Source organism: Parapedobacter luteus, assembly GCF_900168055.1.
In the GTDB taxonomy this organism is placed as follows: domain Bacteria; phylum Bacteroidota; class Bacteroidia; order Sphingobacteriales; family Sphingobacteriaceae; genus Parapedobacter; species Parapedobacter luteus.
In genome coordinates, this window is sequence record NZ_FUYS01000002.1 from 93891 (window position 1) to 113405 (window position 19515).

Below are 19515 nucleotides of genomic sequence, written 5' to 3' on the forward strand. Positions count from 1 at the left end.
TCAACTTACTTTTTGGCTCTTTTAGCGCTTTCTTCGTCTTCCAGTTGCTCTTTCAGTTGTGCCAGAACATCGAGATCGCCCAGTGTGGATTTCTCTACCGATTCTTTCACTTTCTTCACAGCAGAAGACGCTGCTTTTGCCTCTTTCTTACGGTTGTTGAACTCTTCCATCCGTGCCTCCGCACGTTGGTCTTCCCAGATGCGGGAGTGTGAGATCACGACGCGTTTGTTTTCCTTGTTGAACTCGATGATCTTGAAATCAGCGGTTTCGTCCAGTTTCAATACGCTTCCGTCTTCCTTCACGCTGTGCTTAGCGGGACAGAAGCCTTCAACGCCGTAAGGCAATGCCACGATATTACCTTTTTCGCCCACCTTGATGACGGTTCCTTGGTGGATAGAATCAAGGGTAAAAATGGTTTCGAAGGTATCCCATGGATTTTCCTCCAATTGTTTGTGGCCAAGGCTCAACTTGCGGTTTTCCTCGTCAAGCTCCAATACAACCACTTCCAGTTCTTCACCGACTTTGGTGAATTCATTTGGATGGTTGATCTTCTTCGACCAAGAAAGGTCAGAGATGTGAATCAAGCCGTCGATACCTTCTTCAAGCTCCACAAACACGCCAAAGTTAGTCATGTTTTTCACGACAGCCTTTTGCTTAGAGCCTATCGGATAGCGGTCAGCGATGTTTTTCCAAGGATCAGGCGTCAATTGCTTGATGCCTAAGCTCATCTTGCGCTCGTCGCGATCCAAGGTAAGGATTTGGGCTTCCACTTCGTCACCTACTTTCAGGAATTCCTGCGGGCTGCGAAGGTTTTGCGACCAAGACATTTCCGATACGTGAATCAGTCCTTCCACACCGGGGGTGATTTCGAGGAATGCGCCGTAATCGGCCACGGTCACGATCTTGCCTTTTACCTTAGAACCTATTTCCAAGGCAGGATCTAACGATTCCCAAGGATGTTCGGTCAGTTGCTTCAAGCCAAGCGCAATGCGTTTCTTTTCGTCATCAAAATCCAATACCACCACATTGATGGTCTGGTCAAGCTGCAAAACTTCTTTGGGGTGCTCGATGCGGCCCCAAGAAATGTCGGTAATGTGCAGGAGGCCGTCTACGCCACCAAGATCGATGAATACACCAAAGTCGGTGATGTTTTTGACGGTACCTTCCAATACCTGCCCTTTTTCGAGTTTGGAAACGATTTCGGTTTTTTGATTTTCCAAATCGTCCTCGATAAGTACTTTATGGGATACAACGACGTTCTTAAATTCATGGTTGATTTTCACTACCTTGAATTCCATGGTTTTACCCACGTAGATATCATAGTCGCGTATAGGTTTAATGTCAATCTGTGAGCCAGGCAAGAACGCTTCCACACCTTTGATGTCTACAATCAGACCACCTTTGGTGCGGCTTTTCACGAAGCCATCAATGATGGTGTCATTTTCAAGCGCTTCATTAATTTCTTCCCATGATTTCTGGGTTTTGGCGCGTTTGCGCGAAAGTACCAACTGTCCATTGGCGTCTTCCTGTGATTCGACAAATACGTCTACCACATCACCCACTTTCAAATCAGGGGTGTCACGGAATTCAGAAAGGGATACCAAGCCGTCCGACTTGAAACCGATATTGAGCACCACATCTTTGTTATTGATGGATACAACGGTGCCTTGTACGATTTCCCCCTTGTTGACGGAATTGAAGGTGCCGGCGTAGAGGTTTTCCAACTTCGTGCGTTCTTCGTCGCTGTAGTTGCCAAATCCTTTTTCGTCCTTATCCCAATCAAAATCATCGTCAGGAGTGTTCCAAGTGGTCGATTTGATTTCGTCAATGAACTTCGAATCGGCTTCCGACTCGATGTCTTCTTTTTCTTTCACCAAGGTGTCCTCAGCGTCTTGAAGTTCAGCTTTTTTTGCTGCTAGTTCCTTTTCTGCTTCTTGTTTTTTTGCCATTAATTCATTTTTCTCCTTTTTCCCGATTTTTATCGGGACTGCAAAGGTACGAAAACTTTTATTTATAGGGAGTTATTATTTTAATTTTCTGTTTTTTTGGCGGATTTGGACGGCATTTGATTGCGCCGTGCCTACCGATTGTTTACTGCTGGCTTACTCGTTGCCTATGATTTGCTTACCCTTCGTTTACTTCTTCCTTACCCGTTGTTTATTGCTGGCTTACCGTTTCCATACCGTTTCCATACCGTTTCTATACCGTTTCTATACCGTTTCTATACCGTTTCCATACCGTTTCTATACCGATTCCATACCGATTCTATACCGATTCCATACCGTTTCTTTACCCTTTTCTTACCCCTGTAGTAACCGAACGGTAGGGAAGGGGTAGGCGATGTGCGGTACTGAACTAAGGCGATGACGGCAACACCGTATTTTTGGCATTAAGTTGGCATAATATCCGTTGAATAACAAAAAAGGAGATGTTATGAGACAGTTGTCAATATACACAGGAATGGCCTTTGCGGCCATGGTATTACTCTTACCTGGGTGTGTGAGTAATAAAAAATACCGATCGTTGCAAGCGAACTATGAAGAGATGCGCGCAAAAGAACAGGAACTGAACCGGCGGTACCAAGAGGCGCAGCAGCAGCTTTCTTCCGCGAATACCAGGGTAACAAGTCTGGAAGACCAGATTGCTTCGGAACGGGCCAATGTGAAGTCGCTACAGGAAGCGCTTAACCAGTGTCTTACTTCATCCAATCAGGGCAATGTAAATATTGCTAAGCTGGTGGACGAGATCAATGCTTCCAACCGGTACATCCAGCATTTGGTCAATACGAAAAATAAGAGTGATTCGCTGAATATGGTGCTTACCAATCGGCTGACACGTTCGTTGAGCCGTGAAGAAATGCGGGATGTGGACGTACAGGTCCTGAAAGGGGTGGTCTACATTTCGCTTTCTGACAACATGCTGTATAAGTCAGGAAGCTATGAGATTTCCGAAAGGGCCGGCGAAACACTTAGCAAGATAGCCAAGATCATTATGGACTACAGCGATTATGAGGTGTTGGTAGAGGGTAATACAGATAACGTGCCGATTTCGCAGCGCAATATCCGCAATAACTGGGATCTGAGTGTGTTGCGTGGTTCGTCTGTCGTGCAGGCTTTGCAAAACGACTATGGTGTGGATCCTAAGCGCCTTACCGCAGCGGGACGGGGTGAGTACAATCCGATTGCAAGCAATGACACGGAAAGCGGAAGGACCCGCAACCGCCGCACACAGATCATTATCACGCCAAAGCTCGATCAATTCATGGAGCTCATCGACAAAGCACCCGAGAACGGCGCAGCTACCGGCAGCGAATCCACACCGTCGGATACGACAGCCGTATCACCTATACGCCAATAGGCTACATTCGTCATTCGATCGTTGGAAAACCAACGAATGCAAACACAGCTCACTGATCGGGGCTGTGTTTTTTTTGCTGCAGCTGTTGCCTGTAACATTTATATCACATGAATTGCTGAATCGTGACGGTTTGCGCTTTTTGCCTAAATTGCGCGAAAAAATCAAACCCAATGACTGAATGAATCTAATTAGCTCGTGTTCCTGAATAAAGTCATGCCGTGGCTTCTATGTGGGCGGTAGCTAAGTGGGCTTCATCACCATTAAAAAAACGATTTATGTAGATGAAAAAAATCTTACTATCATTATGTGTGGCATTGGTGTGTGGAGGAAGCCTTCATGCACAGTCCGATTACAGCAACAGGCAGCAGCTTGCGCAACGGGTGGCTGCTCTTGCAAAAAGTCACCCCAAGTATGTCAAAACCCAGTCACTGGCCAAAACTGCAGGTGGCTCGGATATCTGGCTGATTACCATCGGCACCGGGCAGACGGACCAGAAGCCGGCTGTTGCCGTAGTGGGTGGGGTGGAAGGCAAACACCTCCTCGGCGTTGAGCTTGCCATCGGGTTTGCTGAAAAACTATTGGCCGACGTCCAGTCAGACCGCATCCAAGGGCTTCTTGGCGACCAGACGTTCTATGTATTCCCCAATATGAGCCCCGATGCGACAGAGCAATATTTTGCTGCACTGCAATACGAGCGCAGCGGAAACGCGAGCAAGGCTGATTATGATAGGGATGGCCAGGTGGGAGAGGATGGCTACGACGATCTGGATGGAGATGGCAAAATCACGTTTATCCGTGTGGAAGATGCTACAGGTACGCATATCATCAACCCGGACGAGCCGCGGTCGCTGATCCCGGCAGATTTGTCGAAAGGACAAACCGGACAATACCTGCTTTTTACGGAAGGGATCGACAACGATAAAGATGGTGCGTTCAATGAGGATGGCGAAGAGGGAATCCATTTCAACAAAAACGCTACCTATAGGTACAAGAATTTTGTGCCTGGCGCTGGCGAACATGCCGTATCAGAAGTGGAAAACCGGGCCTTATTTGACTTTCTGTACGATGCATTCAATGTTTATGCCGTGGTCTCATTCGGCCCCTACAACAACCTTTCCGTGCCTGAGCAAGCTGGGCGGGGAGGTGAGGAGCAGCCGCAATTGGGACGGCGTCCGGGCGGTCGGAAAATTACCAGCTGGTCGGCACAGGACGTTAAAGCAAATGCATTCGTGTCTGAACAATATAACAAAATAACGGGAACGGCCGGTGCTCCCAAGACAGCCGCCGGAGAGGGCAATTTTGCCGAATGGGCATATTATCACTATGGGCGGTTTAGCTTCAGTACCCCGGGATGGTGGGTGTCTGCCCCCAAGCCGGACTCAACGGGCCGCAATCGGAGTGCAAATAACAGTGCCGCGGATCCGGTAGCCACGTACCTGAAATGGGCCGCTGCGGAAGGGATAACCAATACGTTTTCGGAATGGAAGGCTATCGAACATCCCGATTTCCCCGGTAAGCGCGTAGAAGTTGGCGGAATCCATCCGTTTGTGTTGACCAACCCACCCTATGCGTTGGTCAGCGATATCGTCGACCGCCACACGGACTTTGTCGTGGCTCTTGCCAATATGGCTCCGAAACTGGAAGTGGTGGATTTAAAAACCGAAAAGCTGGACAACGGACTCACGCGCGTGTCGCTGAAAGTGTTCAATGCTGGATTGTTGCCCAACCTAACCCAGGTGGGCGAGCGGAGCTATTTTCTTAAGCGTATCGCCGTAAATGTACAGACCACCGGCAGCCAGCAGGTGGTGAGCGGCCGTAAAACGCAAACCCTTGACGCGATTGGCGGCCGCGAAGCGGTCGAGTTGAGCTGGTTGGTACGAGGCAGCGGTAAACTGAACATCACAGCAGGGAGCGTTTCTACCGGGACGCAGACAGTGGAGGTAACCCTTTAAATTTTTACAACGATGACAAGAAACAAAAGATATATACTTGCTCTTTCCATCGCGATGATCATGGCTTTTACAGCGATGGCCCAGCAATCGGAGCATTTCCTGGCGGCGGCCGGATCGCCGGCGAATCCCAAAGTGCCTATTAGTTGGAACCGGTATCACGACAATACGTTGCTGGAAGAAATCTACCGCAAAATGGCGGCCGAGCATCCCAACCTCGTGTCGTTGTCATCTATCGGAAAATCAGTGCAGGGGCGTGACCTTTGGATGCTGACCATTACCGATAAAGGACAAGGCGAAGCTGATCGCAAGCCTGCTACATATATCGATGGCGGTATCCATGCTAATGAAATACAAGGCGTCGAATTTGCCTTGTACATCGCTTGGTATATTACGGAGATGCACGCGGCCGGCAACCCGTTTTTTAAGCAATTGCTGGCAGAAAAAACGTTTTATATTGCACCCAGTATCAGTCCTGATTCGCGTGATCATTTCATCCATAACCCCAACACGCAAAACTCCTCGCGCTCTGGGCAAAAGCCGGTAGACAACGACCGCGATGGCTTGGTCGATGAGGATGATTTCGATGATCTCAACGGCGACGGACATATCACGCAGATGCGCAGGAAAAGTCCGTATGGCGAGTACATCCCGGACCCGAAGGATCCGCGCAGGCTTATCCGCGCCGAGGAAGGACAACGGGGCGAATACGAGCTGCTGGGCTACGAAGGTATAGACAATGACGGTGATGGCCTGGTCAACGAGGATGGTGCCGGCGGATACGACCCCAACCGGGATTGGGGATGGAACTGGCAGCCCAACTACATCCAGGGTGGGGCTTACAAATACCCGTTTTCGCTTCCCGAAAACCGTGCGGTAGCCGATTTTTTCCTGAGTCACCCCAATATTGCGGCAGCGCAGAGCTTTCACAACACGGGAGGGCTTCTGTTGCGTGGGCCGGGGGCACAGGAAGATGAACCTAACTTCACCCGTGATGATATCGCGGTGTATGATGCGCTTGGCAAAAAAGGGGAGGAGCTTATCCCCGGATACCGCTATATCGTCACGTATAAAGATTTGTATTCGGTATATGGCGGCGAATTTGATTGGATGCACGGCGCACGGGGTGTCTTCGCGATGAGTAATGAGTTATGGAATGCGAATTTTTACTTCAACAGGCAGCAGCAGGGCGGCGGATTCGGGGCCGCTCAAGCCGATCAATATGCGTTTGATCAATACCTCATGTTCGGCGATGGATTTGTCGAATGGACACCGTATAACCACCCACAGTACGGTGAGATTGAAATCGGCGGTTTCAAGAAAAATTACGGACGCCTGCACCCCGGGTTTCTGCTCGAAAGCGATGCCCACCGGAATGCGTCGTTCGTCATTTACCATGCGTACCATACACCCAAATTGGAGGTGGCTGACGTTGAAGTGGTCGACATAGGTGGCGGGCTCAAGCAGGTGACGGCGATCATCAGGAACGATCGCCTCATCCCGACGCATTCAGCGCACGACATCGCAAATAAAATAGAAGTGCCGGATGTGGTGTCATTGCGTGGGGGGCAAGTGGTGGCCGGGATGGTGGTGGAAAACCGCGACCTCGGCATAACCAAAGAACAACGTAACGATCCGGCAAACATCCGGGTAACCAATATCCCAAGTAATGGCATAGCGACGGTACGGTGGCTGGTGAAAGGCGGAAGTAAATTTACGGTGACCGTGGATAGCAAAAAGGGCGGTACGGCCTCCAAATCACTTTAATACCTACATCAAGCTGGCGGGAATGCCATCCTGTCAGCTTGATGTACATTAAGCAAGCGTTTTTAAGATCGTTTTCACGATTTCACCTTCTGTAAATGGTTTTTCTATGAAACCGTCGAACGATGCTTCAGCAGGACTTTCTTCGGCATATTTCAAGGTGGACCTGTCGGCCGAGATGGCCAGTACGCGGATAGACCTGTAGCGGTCGTCGTTTCGGATTTTTTCCAGTAATTCGACCCCACTTATACCGGGCATATTAATGTCGGTAATGATCACATCGATAGGCTGTTCTTGCAGTAATGCTAATGCATCTTCTCCGTTATTGACGGTGTGAATGCTCCCGATCCCCTTGAAAAACTGTTTCATCAGCAGAATATTGATGGGATTGTCATCCACAACCAACAAACGCAGGTCGGCAGGCAAATCAGACAGCTTGGTTTTTGGCTGTTCAAGTTTTTCGGTTTTGCTTTGAAAAAATGGAATGTCCGCGAAAAAGATAGACCCTTGCTCATGCTTGCTTTTCAACCCGATTGTACCGCCCAGTTCTTCGACCATGATTTTGGTGATGTAGAGTCCCAGACCAATGCCGCCTGAGTTCGGGCTGGCTGTGAAGTATTTGCGAAAAACATGGCGCCGATCCTGCTCCTTGATGCCAATGCCGGTGTCTTCCACTTCGATGTGCAGCCAAGAATTACTGCCGGCTGGATTGGATACCGATGCACGGAAAATAATCTCACCTTTCTGCGTATACTTGATAGCGTTGCTTAAAAAATTCGAAGCGATTTGCCGGATTCTGAATTCGTTGCTTAGTATATTCAGTTGTTCGTTAATATTGATTTCGGTGCCTAAGCGCAGGTTTTTGAGTTCGGCTTGGTGTCGGTGAAGGGAGACGACTTCCTGAAACGACCTGTTCGGATCGAAGTATTCCAATGCGATGTCGCCTTTGTTGGACGCCTCCAGTTTGCTTAAACTCAGAATATCGGTGATGTTATTGCTGACGATGTTGATGCTGTAATATGCGGAGTCGATGAGTTTTGCGTCGATATTGCCGGACGCTGTTCTGTTTTTAAACAGGTCAATGATGCCCAGGAGCGAGTTGAGCGGCGTACGGATCTCATGGCTGATATTAGCCAATACACTGGTTTTCTCCTCGGCGAGCTTAGCAGCGTAGTCTTTTTCTTCCCGGAGCCTGCGTTCGTATGACGTTGCATAAACTTGATAATAACCCAATGCGATGATCATCACAAACATCAGGATCAACGCAAAAATCAATTGCTTACCAAAACGTTCGACATTTTCTTTGTAAAGCGCGAAATCATGCTCTTCTGCCTGGCGCAGCACATAAATATTGAGCTCTTTAATCGCCTCCACGTTTTCTTTAAGTCCGTTTAATAGATTAAGATTGGTGGTGACCAGCTGCCGTTCTTTCTTTTGAAGCTGCACGAACGTATTTCGCAGCTCGTTGAAATTATGGTTATACAACTGGGTGATGTCTTGCTGCGCGGCTGATAGGTTTTGCTTGAGTAGGGTCACGCGCTCGATGTCGAGTTGGTGCTGCTCGTTGGCTATTACAATCGTATCGTCCTTCGTGTTGAAAATCCGCTGGAGCAACCCGGGCCGTTTCCGTACGATGGTGTCGACTTTTTGTTTGTTTGTGGAGTCGATCAGCACCTGATTGACAATGGACTCCATTTTTCGTGGACTAACCCGCTTTTGGCGAACCGAGGTGTTCAGCAAATAGAGGGAATCACTGGTATGCAACACCAAATGGTCCAGCCGCTTTTTGAGCGTAGCGAATTCCATTGCGATTTGTTGTTGTGCCGTTATTTTCAAAGCAGGATTGTTCGCCGAGGTGTCGCCGACGGGAAGGGACGCCAGCGAATCGATGAAGCTCTTGAGCAGGTTGATTTTTTCAAGGTATGCATGGTAGCTGCTGTCAGCAAAGTCCAGCGTATAAAGGCGAAAGGTGTTTTCGACTTCACTATACGTCGAAAACAGGTAGTTGAGGTTTTCCAAGCCCATTTGGCGAATCTCATATGCGTTGGTCAACCGCTTTTCAAGTGTCCGGTATTGCCGATACTGATAAATAAAGACGGCTCCGATAAACAGAAAAAGGGTAATAAAACAACACAACAATACGATTCTTACCGCAGGCGTTTTTTTTGTGTTTTCTTTCATGGTCAATTGGCAGAGGTGCAACAGGCACGGCCATATGGCAGCTTATCCGATAAAAGTGTGCCAGAGTTCATTCAGCGGAAAAAAAATTAATCGGTTCGTTCTTATTTTGTCGTGCGTACAGCGTCCGTAACGGCGTCGTTGGATTTGAATGTGTTGAATCTACGGGGACGTACAATCTTGATGCTTTGCTTCGAAAGGGCTATGCTGGCGTTTAATTCAAAGCCTACCAGTAAAATCAGCGAGTTGAGATAAAGCCAGATCATGATGACAATCAAGGTGCCGATGGAGCCGTAAAGTTTGTTGTATGCGTTAAAGTTGTTGATGTAAAATGCAAATCCCGAAAATGTCAATATGGCAAGAATGGTCGCCAGCATGGCACCGGGGCTAAAAAGTTTCCACTTCCTTGACGATGCCGGGCCGAACTTATACAGCACACTTACCGTAAAAAAATAGATGCCAAAGAGAATCAGCCACCGGGATGCCGTAATGACGAAGCCCCAGAACGCCGCGTTGAATTCGAGGTTTTTCCGCAAATAACCGATGACATAACCGGCGGCGGTAAAGACGGTCATCCCTACTGTGAGCGCGATGATGATCATCAAGGTCAGGCCTATAGCGACTAACCGGTGATGGCCCCAGCTCCGGCTTTCGATAAGTAACGATGATTTGTTGAATGCCAGCATCAGTGAACTGACGCCATTCGTTGCAAAGAAGGTTGCTAAGATAAAACCAACGGAGAGCAAGCCGCTGTTTTGGTTCTTCACGATGTCTTCCAACGTAGATTCCACCGTAAGAAAGGCGTTTTCGGGCATGACCACCTCCATGAAGTCAAGCAATTGCTGCTGAAAATTGTTTATGGGAATATAAGGAATCAACGTAAATAAAAAAATAATGCCCGGGAAAATAGCCAGCATGAAGTTGTAAGCCAAGGAGGAAGCTTTATTGAGAATGGATTCACGCGCTATTTCCTGAAAAAAAAACGTAGCGACCGTATATAGGGGCAGCGATCCAAATCCGGGAAGCACAACCACTTTGGTCCATTCTACAAAATGGCTGTAGGGTTTGAATTTCAGTAGTATACGGTGTGCCCAGCTCATCGTTATGGGAAGTAGCGTTGCAAGTGGTCCAGAAATTCAGGGGGTGCCATGCATGGCTTGTTGCGCTTGATGTTGACGAATACCAAGGTGGTTGTCCCTGTATTAAGTAACTCGCCTTCTGAATTAAACAGCTCATAGTCAAACCGGATTTTGATTGCCGGCTTTTCTTTTAAAGAAACCCGTACCGTAAGTTCTTCATCATATCTGGCCGGTTTTATAAAACGGGAGTGCAGCTCCAATACCGGAAGCATGATGCCGCTGTCTTCCAGTGCTTTGTATGAGAATCCCAGGCTGCGGAAAAGTTCCACGCGCCCTACCTCGTAGAATGTGGCGTAATTGCCGTAATAGACGTATCCCATCTGGTCGGTTTCCGCATAGCGAACTCTTACTTTCGTTTCAAACGTGTACATCAGCGCATGATATTTCGTTCGTTCAATGCTTGTTGGAATTTGCGCGCGTTCCTGCTATGTTCAGCCTGTGACACGGCAAAATTGTGGTACCCCGAGAAATCCTCTTTGGCAACCATATACAGGTAGTCGTGCTGTTGGTAGTTCAGCACAGCATCAATCGCCGCGATACTGGGCATCATAATGGGTCCGGGAGGCAGGCCACGGTACAAGTACGTGTTGTACGGCGAGTCTGTGCGGAGATGCCTGTATAACACTCTGCGGATGGTAAAATCTTGATTGGCAAAGATAACCGTGGGGTCGGCCTGTAGCAACATACCTTTTCGCAGGCGGTTGAGGTAAAGTCCAGCAATGGTAGGCATTTCATCGGTATGCAAAGCTTCACCTTTGACGATGGACGCCAGTACGCTGACTTCTTGGGGCGTGAGGTTGAGTTTTTCCGCTTTTGCCCTACGCGCAGGGTTCCAGAATTTCTGGTATTCTTCATGCATGCGTTCCACAAAACGCGTTGCGGAGGTATTCCAGTACAGCTCGTATGTATTAGGGATGAACATGCTAAAGAAGTTTTCGCGGTTGAACCCGTATCGCGTAGCGAGGCTATCGTTGTTTAACAGGTCAATAAAGGCGATGGAATCCGGTTCAAGATGGTTGGCCAGTACGGCGGCGAAGTTTTCCTTGAGCCGGATGTTTTCAAATCGGAGCTTGACGGGTTCTTGGAAGCCTCCGCCTAATTTATTGATTAGCGTGCGGTTGTTCATGCCCGGCTCCAGTTTGTACTTCCCCGGTTTGATACGGTCAGGGTATTCCATCTTGTTGGCGGCCCAGCGGAATGAAGCGGTATCGTCGACGATATGCAGTTCTCCGATGCTGGTCATGACATCCTCAAAATCCCAATGCGTATAAACATACAAGTATTCGGTTTCGGCAGTGACATTCGGGGCAAAAAAACCTTTGTAAAATCGATAAGCGAAGATGATTCCGATGATTGCCGCCACGCTGGCAATCACGAGCAGTAGCCTAAAAAGCCCTTTCTTTTTTGTTTTTTCCATATGTATTGTTCCTCAACGTACCATCACCGACCACCTATCACTGATTCGCCAATGCGATGTTTACTGGTGTCCCAATGCTTACCATCGGATCATCCGGTGCTGGCGTTTGGGTGATGACCACAGCAGTGAGGCTATCGGTCACCATGCCCATATAGTTGACCGTGCCTAACGTCAGCGATGCGCCTTGCAGTGCAAACTGTACTTCGGCCAACGTGAGGCCGGTGAGGTCCGGTACTTGCACCTCATTGGCACCCCGTCCGTCGCCCAAGACCAAATCGATGGTCGATCCCTTCGGCACGGGGCGCCCGGCATTGAGCCGTTCGCCACCGAACTTGACATCGAGCACGACGTCACGCGCGATATCGGGAATATACGTCGTATCTCCCAGTTTCAGTCCATAGCTATTCAATACGGCCCGCGCTTCCACAAACGTTTTTTCTACGAGGTCCGGAAAAGCCACTTCCGGCGCCGTACGCGTAATGATGGTTAGGTAAAGGGTCCGGTTTTTCTTTACCTTCGTATTGGGATCTGGATCCTGTTCAATCACCAAGCCGGGTTTTGCATCTACTTGATACACCGAGTCCAGATCGTATTCAAACCCTTGCGACTGCAATTTTTTTACGGCATCATCTATCAGTAACCCTTTGAGTTCGGGGACCGCCACGGACTCGCTGTGGCGCGTGTATTGGCGAAGGCTGAAAACGATGATTAGAAAAAAGACGGTCAGCCCGATAAGTGCACCTATAAGGTTTTTTCTAAATGTGTCTGTTCTTAGGTACTGAAAAAATTTTACCATGTTGTCATCTGTCGTATCGGTGTTGAATGCCCTGTTTATTAGGTGGCTCCGCAATATTAGCGCCACACTTTGCATCCTGTCAATCAAAATCGGATATGCCGGACAAACTTAGCCAAACTTGCTTTCATATGCAAGAGAGGTGGCGCGGCGATGCGGGCCTACGGTGAAATCGTGAACGGCCTCATCCGAAACTTATCATGCACCGCGAAGCATCCGGTAAAAAAAGTGCCCGATTTTAACTAAGTTTGCTGCATATGAAACTGAAAATTGCATTGGTTACTGGGGGATATACAGCGGAGGCTGAGATTTCGCTGAAGAGCTCGGAATTTGTTTACCAGCAACTTGATAAGTCCAAATACGATGTATATTTGATCACCATCACGGCCACCAGCTGGTTTTTCGTGGCTGATAATGGCGTGAAACACGCGATTAACCGGGAAGATTTTACATTACCGATGGACGGAAATGTCGTCCGTTTTGACCTGGCCTTTATCATGGTGCACGGCTCCCCGGGGGAGGATGGCCGGCTGCAAGGCTATTTTGATATGATAGGTCTGCCTTACACCTCGTGCGATGCGCTTACTTCGGCGCTGACGATGAACAAGGCGTATACCAAAGCGGTATTGGCGGGCATACCAGACTTGTATCTGGCTAAGTCGGTACAGCTATTCGAGTCACAGCGGGGAGAGGCAGCAGATATCGTCTTTCGGGAGTTGGCATTGCCCTGTTTCGTAAAGCCGAATGGCGGCGGAAGCAGCATTGGGATGACCAAAGTGAAAGCCGAAACCGAACTGGCCGAAGCGATTGAAAAGGCATTCAATGCAGCCAATACTGGCAGGCAAGTGATTGTGGAAGCGTTTGTGGAAGGGAGGGAATTTTCGGTAGGCATTTACCGGCGTGCGGACGGGTTGTTTGTGTTACCGGCGACGGAGGTCATCACGGAGCGCGAGTTTTTTGATTTCGAGGCCAAATATGTGGCAGGTTTGACGCAGGAAATTACCCCGGCAGCCCTTTCTGCCGAACAGCGGGACCGTATCGAGCGGCTGGTGAAGGCTATTTATATCCGGCTGAACTGCCGGGGCATGGTCCGCGTCGATTTTTTCCTCGAAAAAGACACTGAGCGTTTCTTTTTCATTGAGATCAATACCGTGCCGGGGCAGACGGCTCAAAGCTTCATCCCCCAGCAGGTTCGTGCGGCAGGAATGACCGAAACCGAATTTTATGGCGAATTGATTGAGCAGGCATTGACTGCAGTTCGGTGATCGGCGGACAGCGATCAGCGGCCACCGGCCACCGTTCACTGACCGCCGTCCACAACTTCTACCCAGTTTCCGGGGACGATGGCCTGAATCCGGTCGTCATACATCGCCTCGGCGCTTACTGCTGGCAGGAAATAACGGCCTGCATAGGAGGCGTTAAGTAATACGCGGTACGTCAGCGTTTCGCCCTGCCTGATGTTGAAATGTGTAAGCACACGATCGTCACGGATGTCCTTGAACGCAGCGGGGGAGGAGCGCAACGCCGACTCCGTGTCGTTTAGCCGGGTGTTGATGATTTCCCAGCCCGACGGAAAAATCTGCGCGAGTGCCATATGTTCATATGTGCCCATGTTTCCGATATTTTTAAGGGTCACTTCGGCGATAAAATCCGTGCCCTGCATGAGTCTTGCCGGATGGATGACTTCCCCCTTGTTGTCGGTATAACGCACGTCCATCGCCAGCAAACCTTCATGATTGGCCACGGGCGGGTTTTCGCCTGCAGGCACTTGGCCTTCGCGTACAACGCGGATATACAATTTGCGGTTGCTGTCATTTTGGATGCGCAATTGATTAATAGGCGTCTTCATGTCCAACGTGATGCGGTGCAGGTAGGTGGCCATCTTGACGGTATTGGACTTGCCATTAAGTGTATAGGAAAAAGGGGTGCCTTGTTGGGGGGCGCCGCTAAATTTGCCGATGGCAAGCAAGGCATAAGCCGTGGTTTGCGTGCTATACCAGTTGTCGTCTCCCAGCTTAGCGGCTACTGCGGTCAGTACGCGTTCAGCTTCCTCACGCCGCCCCACCAATGCCAGCGTTTCGAGTATCATCGCACGATCGCGCAGCGCCGATCCGAAGGTACGTCCGGCTTGGCCATAAGGTTTGCCATCGGTCGGCTTGTTCTTGACCAATTGATTGGCGATGATGCCCTGGCCCGCCAGTTGGTAAGCGGCCGCAAGGCGCCATGCTGCCTCGTCAGACAGGTATTGAAATTCTTTCAGCCGGTTCATCGCACCAATTTCTGGCGCTTTGGCTAAGGCCAGCAAATACAGCCTGTAAGCCTGTACAAGATCGCCCCCGCGCCAATTGTATTGATTGGGCGTCCAGTTTTGTGCCATGTTTCGCTGGTAGCGCAACCACCCGTCTAAAAAGCCGGCGGGCAGGGCAAACCCTTTGGCCTGCGCTTCAAGCAGGAAATGGCCTGCGTAATTGGTGCTCCATTCATCGGCGTCATTGGCGCCCGGCCAGTATCCCAGTCCGCCATTGGGCAACTGATAATTGCGGAGCCGATTGATTCCCGCCTTGACGTTTCGGTCAATAGCAGTCTTGTCCGTTCCGCTGAGTTCGACAAGCCGATCGAGCACCAACTGGGGGAAAACGCTTGAGGTGACCTGCTCCACACATCCATAGGGATAGCGGATGAGGTAGTTGAGCCGTTTGCTGAGGTTGATGGGAGGCAGGGAAGATACCTCCACCATCGCGCTATTGCGGTTGCCCGGCCCGAGCGGCGTAATATCCCGTTGCCACGAAGCACCGCCGTTGACTTCGGCTTTATCCACCGAGGTAACAAAGGGGTTGGGATTGCGGATATCGATTTCCACTTCGTATACGGCCGTTTCATTACCGCTGCTCGCCACGGCCCGGAGCTTGCCCACTCCGGTATGATTTCCCGCGGTGACCGTTGCATATGCCATTTGTTCGCCCTGCTCGGCAAATGCGAGCGTTTGCCTTCCTTGCTGTACGGACAATCCGCCGGATGCGGTCACTTCAAGGTTTACCTGTTTGACGTGGTTTTCCATGGCAAAGACCGTAAGGGGGAGCCTGAAGGATTCCCCGGGGCCAATAACTCTCGGCAGGGTAGCCAACAGCATCAGGGGCTTTTTGACGGCTACTGCCTTTTCGGCAAATCCGTATGCCCCGTCCTGTCCGGCGACCACCATGGCGCGTACCGACCCGACATATGGGGGCAATGTAAAGGTGTGGGTGTTTTTGCCGCCCTTACGCAGCGTGAACGGCCCCAGGAACTTGACCACAGGCTGAAAGCGGTTCGCTTTAGCGGGATTTACGTTGCGGTCGATTTCACCGTCGCCACCGATACTGAGGATACGCTCCAGGTCGCCGCCCCACGCCCCGAGCACTTGATCAAAAAGATCCCATGATTTGACGCCCAATGCTTCGCGCGCGTAGAAGCTGGCGTGTGGGTCGGGCGTCTTAAAGCGGGTCAGGTCAAGCAGTCCCTCATCGACCAGGGCTACCGTATAGGTCATGGCCTTGCCCGAAGCTTCGGAAACCGTGATGCTGGATTTTGTCTCAGGACGTAGCGTTTTGGCCAACGTTATGGCGGGCTTGAGGACGGTTTGCGGATTTTCAACGTTCAGCGGGATAACGCCGTACATGCGGATGGGAAGGTCGTTGGCCGTTTGCGCGTGCGGTTGCAGCAGGGTGACATTTGCAAATACGTTAGGGGCCATCGCCGCCGTTGCTTTAAACTTATAAACGGTCTGCCCCTGCTCGGTGGTTATCCACTCACGTTGGAGTACGCGGCTGCCGCTCTCAACAGAGATGAGGCCTCGTCCGCCCGCCGAGGACGGGATGGTCAGCGTAATCTCATCGCCCGCACGATAGGTTTGCTTGTCGGCAGTAAACGACAGCATGGCTGCTTCAGTAGGATTATTTTGCTGTTCGCGCTGTGCCCAGCCGGGCCAGTCGATATACAAGGTCTTTCCGGCAGCATGGCCACTGGAAAGATCAACCACCCGAATGAGGTAACGGCCCCAATCGGGATAATTTATGCGGATATTCCACTTGCCGCTGCCATTGTTGAGTGTGATGGTCTCTTTTTTGAGTAGTTGGTTATACCGGTCTTGCGTGAAGTTGCCGAAATATTCTCCCTCCTGGTTCCACCACCATCGCCAGCGGATTTTGTAAAGTTCGAGCTGAACGCGGCGGCTGCCGGCGATTTTTTTGCCATTGGCATCTACATCCACGATTTCCACTTCATGGTCCTGGTCGGTCAGCAACATGCCCGACAGGCGGTCGCCTTGCGGCGTGCGCAAACCCACGTAACTGTCATATGGGCTATATGGCATGTTGACGTTATCAATACTAAAATGGCCACCCGGCTCAAAAACCCGGGTGGTGAAGCTGGCGCGCAGCATACCGGGGGCTTCATTGGTAGCGGTTATATCCGCAGGGAAGGAGGCTTTCCCCTGCCCATCCAACGTGCCGTCAAAAAGCACCTCACTTTCCGTGGTGAAGCTACGTGTGGGGTCGTCAAACGTGTATTGCGGGTAGCCCGCAAAAGACGTAGCCACGGGTGATACAACGGCCTCGACACGCGCATTCAGGTGTTGCACATCGGCTCCGAAGAGCCACTGGGCAGCAAGTCGTACGGGAATGTTGCTGCCTTTACGCAGTACCTTGTGATCGCCGAAGTCAAGCGCGATGCGGAGGCGGTTAGGGATGACGGTTTCTATTTTCAGTGTTTTCTGGAATACGGCGCCGCCGACACTGACCTTGGCCAGCCAATTGCCGGTAGGTGCGGTGGATGCGGTCTGCGTCTTGAAGGTATAAAAGCCATTTGTGTGCCTCGATTCCACCAAACGGCTGGCCAGCTGGCCCTTGGGGTTGTACAATTCCAACGTGACAGGATGGCCGGCCGGTAGGTTGGCTGATTGGTTTTCCATGATGAAACTGATGAAAAGCGAATCACCAGGCCGCCAGACACCGCGTTCGCCATAGATAAATCCCTTGATTCCTTTTTGCACCACGTCGCCGCCCACGTCAAATCGCCCGAGCGGAAGCGCCGAACCATCGTCGAGTTTGAGATAACCCCGTTCGTCATTCTTCGCGGCGATGAGCATGAAGGGCTTCCGGATAGCCGCTATTTCAACGAAACCATCACGGTTTGTCGTGCCGGTTTGGATGACCTGCTGTTGATAATCCAGTAATTTGATTTCCACGCCTTCCAGCGGTTGGGCGGAGAGAATGCTGGTTGCAATGACGGTCATGCTGTTGTCGTTGCCGCGCTTGGCAAGGAGCCCAATGTTTGAAGCGAGCATATCCCGGCTTGCCCACCGTTCGGTGGTATAGTATGAAGGATGACAGGGGTTGTCGCGTTCGTTCCAATCGTAATCGTAAGGGTAGTAATTGTTGTACCGTGACCAGAATTCGTCGTCTTCATCGATATGGTCTGCGTAATAATATTGGCGCCCCTCTTCTTCGCCGGCCTCGCCGACGCTGGCCTCGCCGCATGGGTATACGGAGTAGCTGTGGCGAAAACCAATCAGGATACGGTAAATAGCGCCGGGCTCGGCTTTCAGCAATTGGTCGATGTCTAATGAAAATCGATTTTTGCGCCGCAGATTGAGTCCGTTGTCCGTGTCCAGCGGGATGGTTTTCTGCACGACCGGTTTAGCCACGCGGCGGAGTTCGAATTTGCTGTCGTAGGTGTTCTGAAAATACTGGGGCACATTGTTTTCGTAGATTTTCACGATGGTTACGTCTACGGCGCGGAGGTTAACCGCCTCGAAGGGCATCGTAAGCTTGCCTGAACCGGGCAGAATAGTGCCTTTTCCCGGGATACTTACGGACGGTAACCTGTTTTCAAAGTTGAGGTTGGCCGCATAGGCCGTTGTGATTTTTTGCCCGTTGATGTTCGCTACACCTTCGTTTATTGTCGCCGAATAATTGCCTTCAAGCCTGTTGGGTGCATAGACCTTCACTTCGCTACCATCAATGGTGTAGCGCGTGTCGCTGACACCGCTGACGCCAATCAGGCCATGGAGTTGCTGGGCTACCAACAGCGGATCTGAAAACTGTATCAACACATGCTGATCGGGTTCATGTATTGCGCGGATGTCAAGCACCTTAAATGCGCCGACTTCCGGTACCTCAACATCCTGCTTATCCTTTTTTCTGGCATGGATGGGCGTACCATCCCACTGCAATGTCAGCTTGGTCGCTTGCTCGCCACGTAAGACGGAGTCAATGGTAAATGCCGAAACACGGGCGGCGCCGTCATGTGCCCATTTGATGCGCAGGGGGTCCCCTTCATGGGTGGCGGTCAATATCTTTTCGATGGCTTCCGGCTGTTCATTGTCCGAAAAACGGATGCGTCCCGTAAATTTCATCCGGTCCATTGCACTGGAGGTCTGTGTCTTCAGCCCATCCATTTCGATGCTATAGGCGGGGGCGATGACCTTAAAGTCGAATACGAAGGCCTGCAGTTCTTCGGCGACTTCCGCTACTTGGCCAAGCTCAAATTTTGCGCGGTATGCCGCTCCGGGGGTTAAGGGTTCGTCGGGTCTAAATTCTACGGTACGGGCATCAACCCAGTAGGTTTTGCCTTTTAGGGCAGGGGTGAAGGTAAACAGCCGGCGATTTTCTTCCTGATTGGTCTGCTGGAAGGTACTGACCTGTGCGGCGAGGCGTACCCGTATCGTGCTTTTCCGGGAGATCACACCGGTTGAGTACCCTTCAATGTATTTAGCAAAGGCGATGTTGCTGGCGTTCACGGCCACCGGTTGGTAATTTTTCCAAATAAAAAAGGTGGCTACTGCAATGATGATCCCTGTCGTTGCGATGATAACTGTTCTACGCGCCGGGATCCGATAGGCGTTGTCCATGGGTGATAGGGTTTATGGAAGCGAAGGTACGG

11 protein-coding genes are annotated in these 19515 nt (G+C 50.6%); 4 read left to right on the top strand and 7 right to left on the bottom strand.

From position 1 onward, the window contains the following. Positions 1–5: 5 nt before the first annotated feature. The gene (rpsA, locus tag B5X72_RS03550; RefSeq protein WP_079715477.1) at positions 6–1949 is read right to left on the bottom strand and encodes a 30S ribosomal protein S1; all 1944 of its coding nucleotides are present in this window, start codon (positions 1947–1949) and stop codon (positions 6–8) included. Between the two features lie 484 nt (positions 1950–2433). Between rpsA and B5X72_RS03555 the strand changes: the two genes are divergently transcribed. From B5X72_RS03555 to B5X72_RS03565, 3 genes are all read left to right on the top strand, one after another. Next, positions 2434–3357, top strand: coding sequence for an OmpA family protein (locus tag B5X72_RS03555; protein WP_079715988.1), 924 nt, complete (start codon positions 2434–2436; stop codon positions 3355–3357). Positions 3358–3638: 281 nt separating this feature from the next. After that, positions 3639–5309 carry a M14 family metallopeptidase gene (locus B5X72_RS03560; protein WP_079715478.1) on the top strand — a complete coding sequence of 557 codons (1671 nt, stop codon included), beginning with the start codon at positions 3639–3641 and terminating at the stop codon, positions 5307–5309. Positions 5310–5321: 12 nt separating this feature from the next. After that, positions 5322–7073: a M14 family metallopeptidase gene (locus B5X72_RS03565; RefSeq protein ID WP_079715479.1), complete on the top strand. Its 1752-nt coding sequence runs from the start codon at positions 5322–5324 to the stop codon at positions 7071–7073. 48 nt (positions 7074–7121) lie between these two features. Here B5X72_RS03565 and B5X72_RS03570 read toward each other — a convergent pair whose 3' ends face one another. The 5 genes from B5X72_RS03570 to B5X72_RS03590 form a co-directional block, all read right to left on the bottom strand. Continuing rightward, on the bottom strand, positions 7122–9251 hold the full coding sequence (locus tag B5X72_RS03570; RefSeq protein ID WP_079715480.1) for a response regulator: 2130 nt from the start codon (positions 9249–9251) through the stop codon (positions 7122–7124). A 101-nt stretch (positions 9252–9352) separates the two neighbouring features. Further along, complete coding sequence (locus tag B5X72_RS03575) at positions 9353–10348, bottom strand: YihY/virulence factor BrkB family protein (protein WP_079715481.1); 996 nt, start codon at positions 10346–10348, stop codon at positions 9353–9355. A gap of 2 nt (positions 10349–10350) precedes the next feature. Continuing rightward, positions 10351–10758 (bottom strand): acyl-CoA thioesterase, encoded by a 408-nt coding sequence (locus B5X72_RS03580; protein ID WP_079715482.1) that lies wholly within the window; start codon positions 10756–10758, stop codon positions 10351–10353. After that, entirely contained in the window at positions 10758–11804 is a 1047-nt protein-coding gene (gene mltG / locus B5X72_RS03585; protein ID WP_079715483.1) for an endolytic transglycosylase MltG, read from the bottom strand. Before mltG ends, B5X72_RS03580 begins: the two co-directional genes overlap by 1 nt. A gap of 37 nt (positions 11805–11841) precedes the next feature. Then, complete coding sequence (locus B5X72_RS03590; protein ID WP_079715989.1) at positions 11842–12600, bottom strand: PASTA domain-containing protein; 759 nt, start codon at positions 12598–12600, stop codon at positions 11842–11844. 254 nt (positions 12601–12854) lie between these two features. On the opposite strand from B5X72_RS03590, the gene B5X72_RS03595 reads away from it, so the two are divergent. After that, complete coding sequence (locus B5X72_RS03595) at positions 12855–13862, top strand: D-alanine--D-alanine ligase (protein ID WP_079715484.1); 1008 nt, start codon at positions 12855–12857, stop codon at positions 13860–13862. Between the two features lie 35 nt (positions 13863–13897). Here the strand turns inward: B5X72_RS03595 and B5X72_RS03600 are convergent, their stop codons facing one another. Beyond that, positions 13898–19483 carry an alpha-2-macroglobulin family protein gene (locus tag B5X72_RS03600; RefSeq protein WP_079715485.1) on the bottom strand — a complete coding sequence of 1862 codons (5586 nt, stop codon included), beginning with the start codon at positions 19481–19483 and terminating at the stop codon, positions 13898–13900. Positions 19484–19515 lie beyond the last annotated feature (32 nt).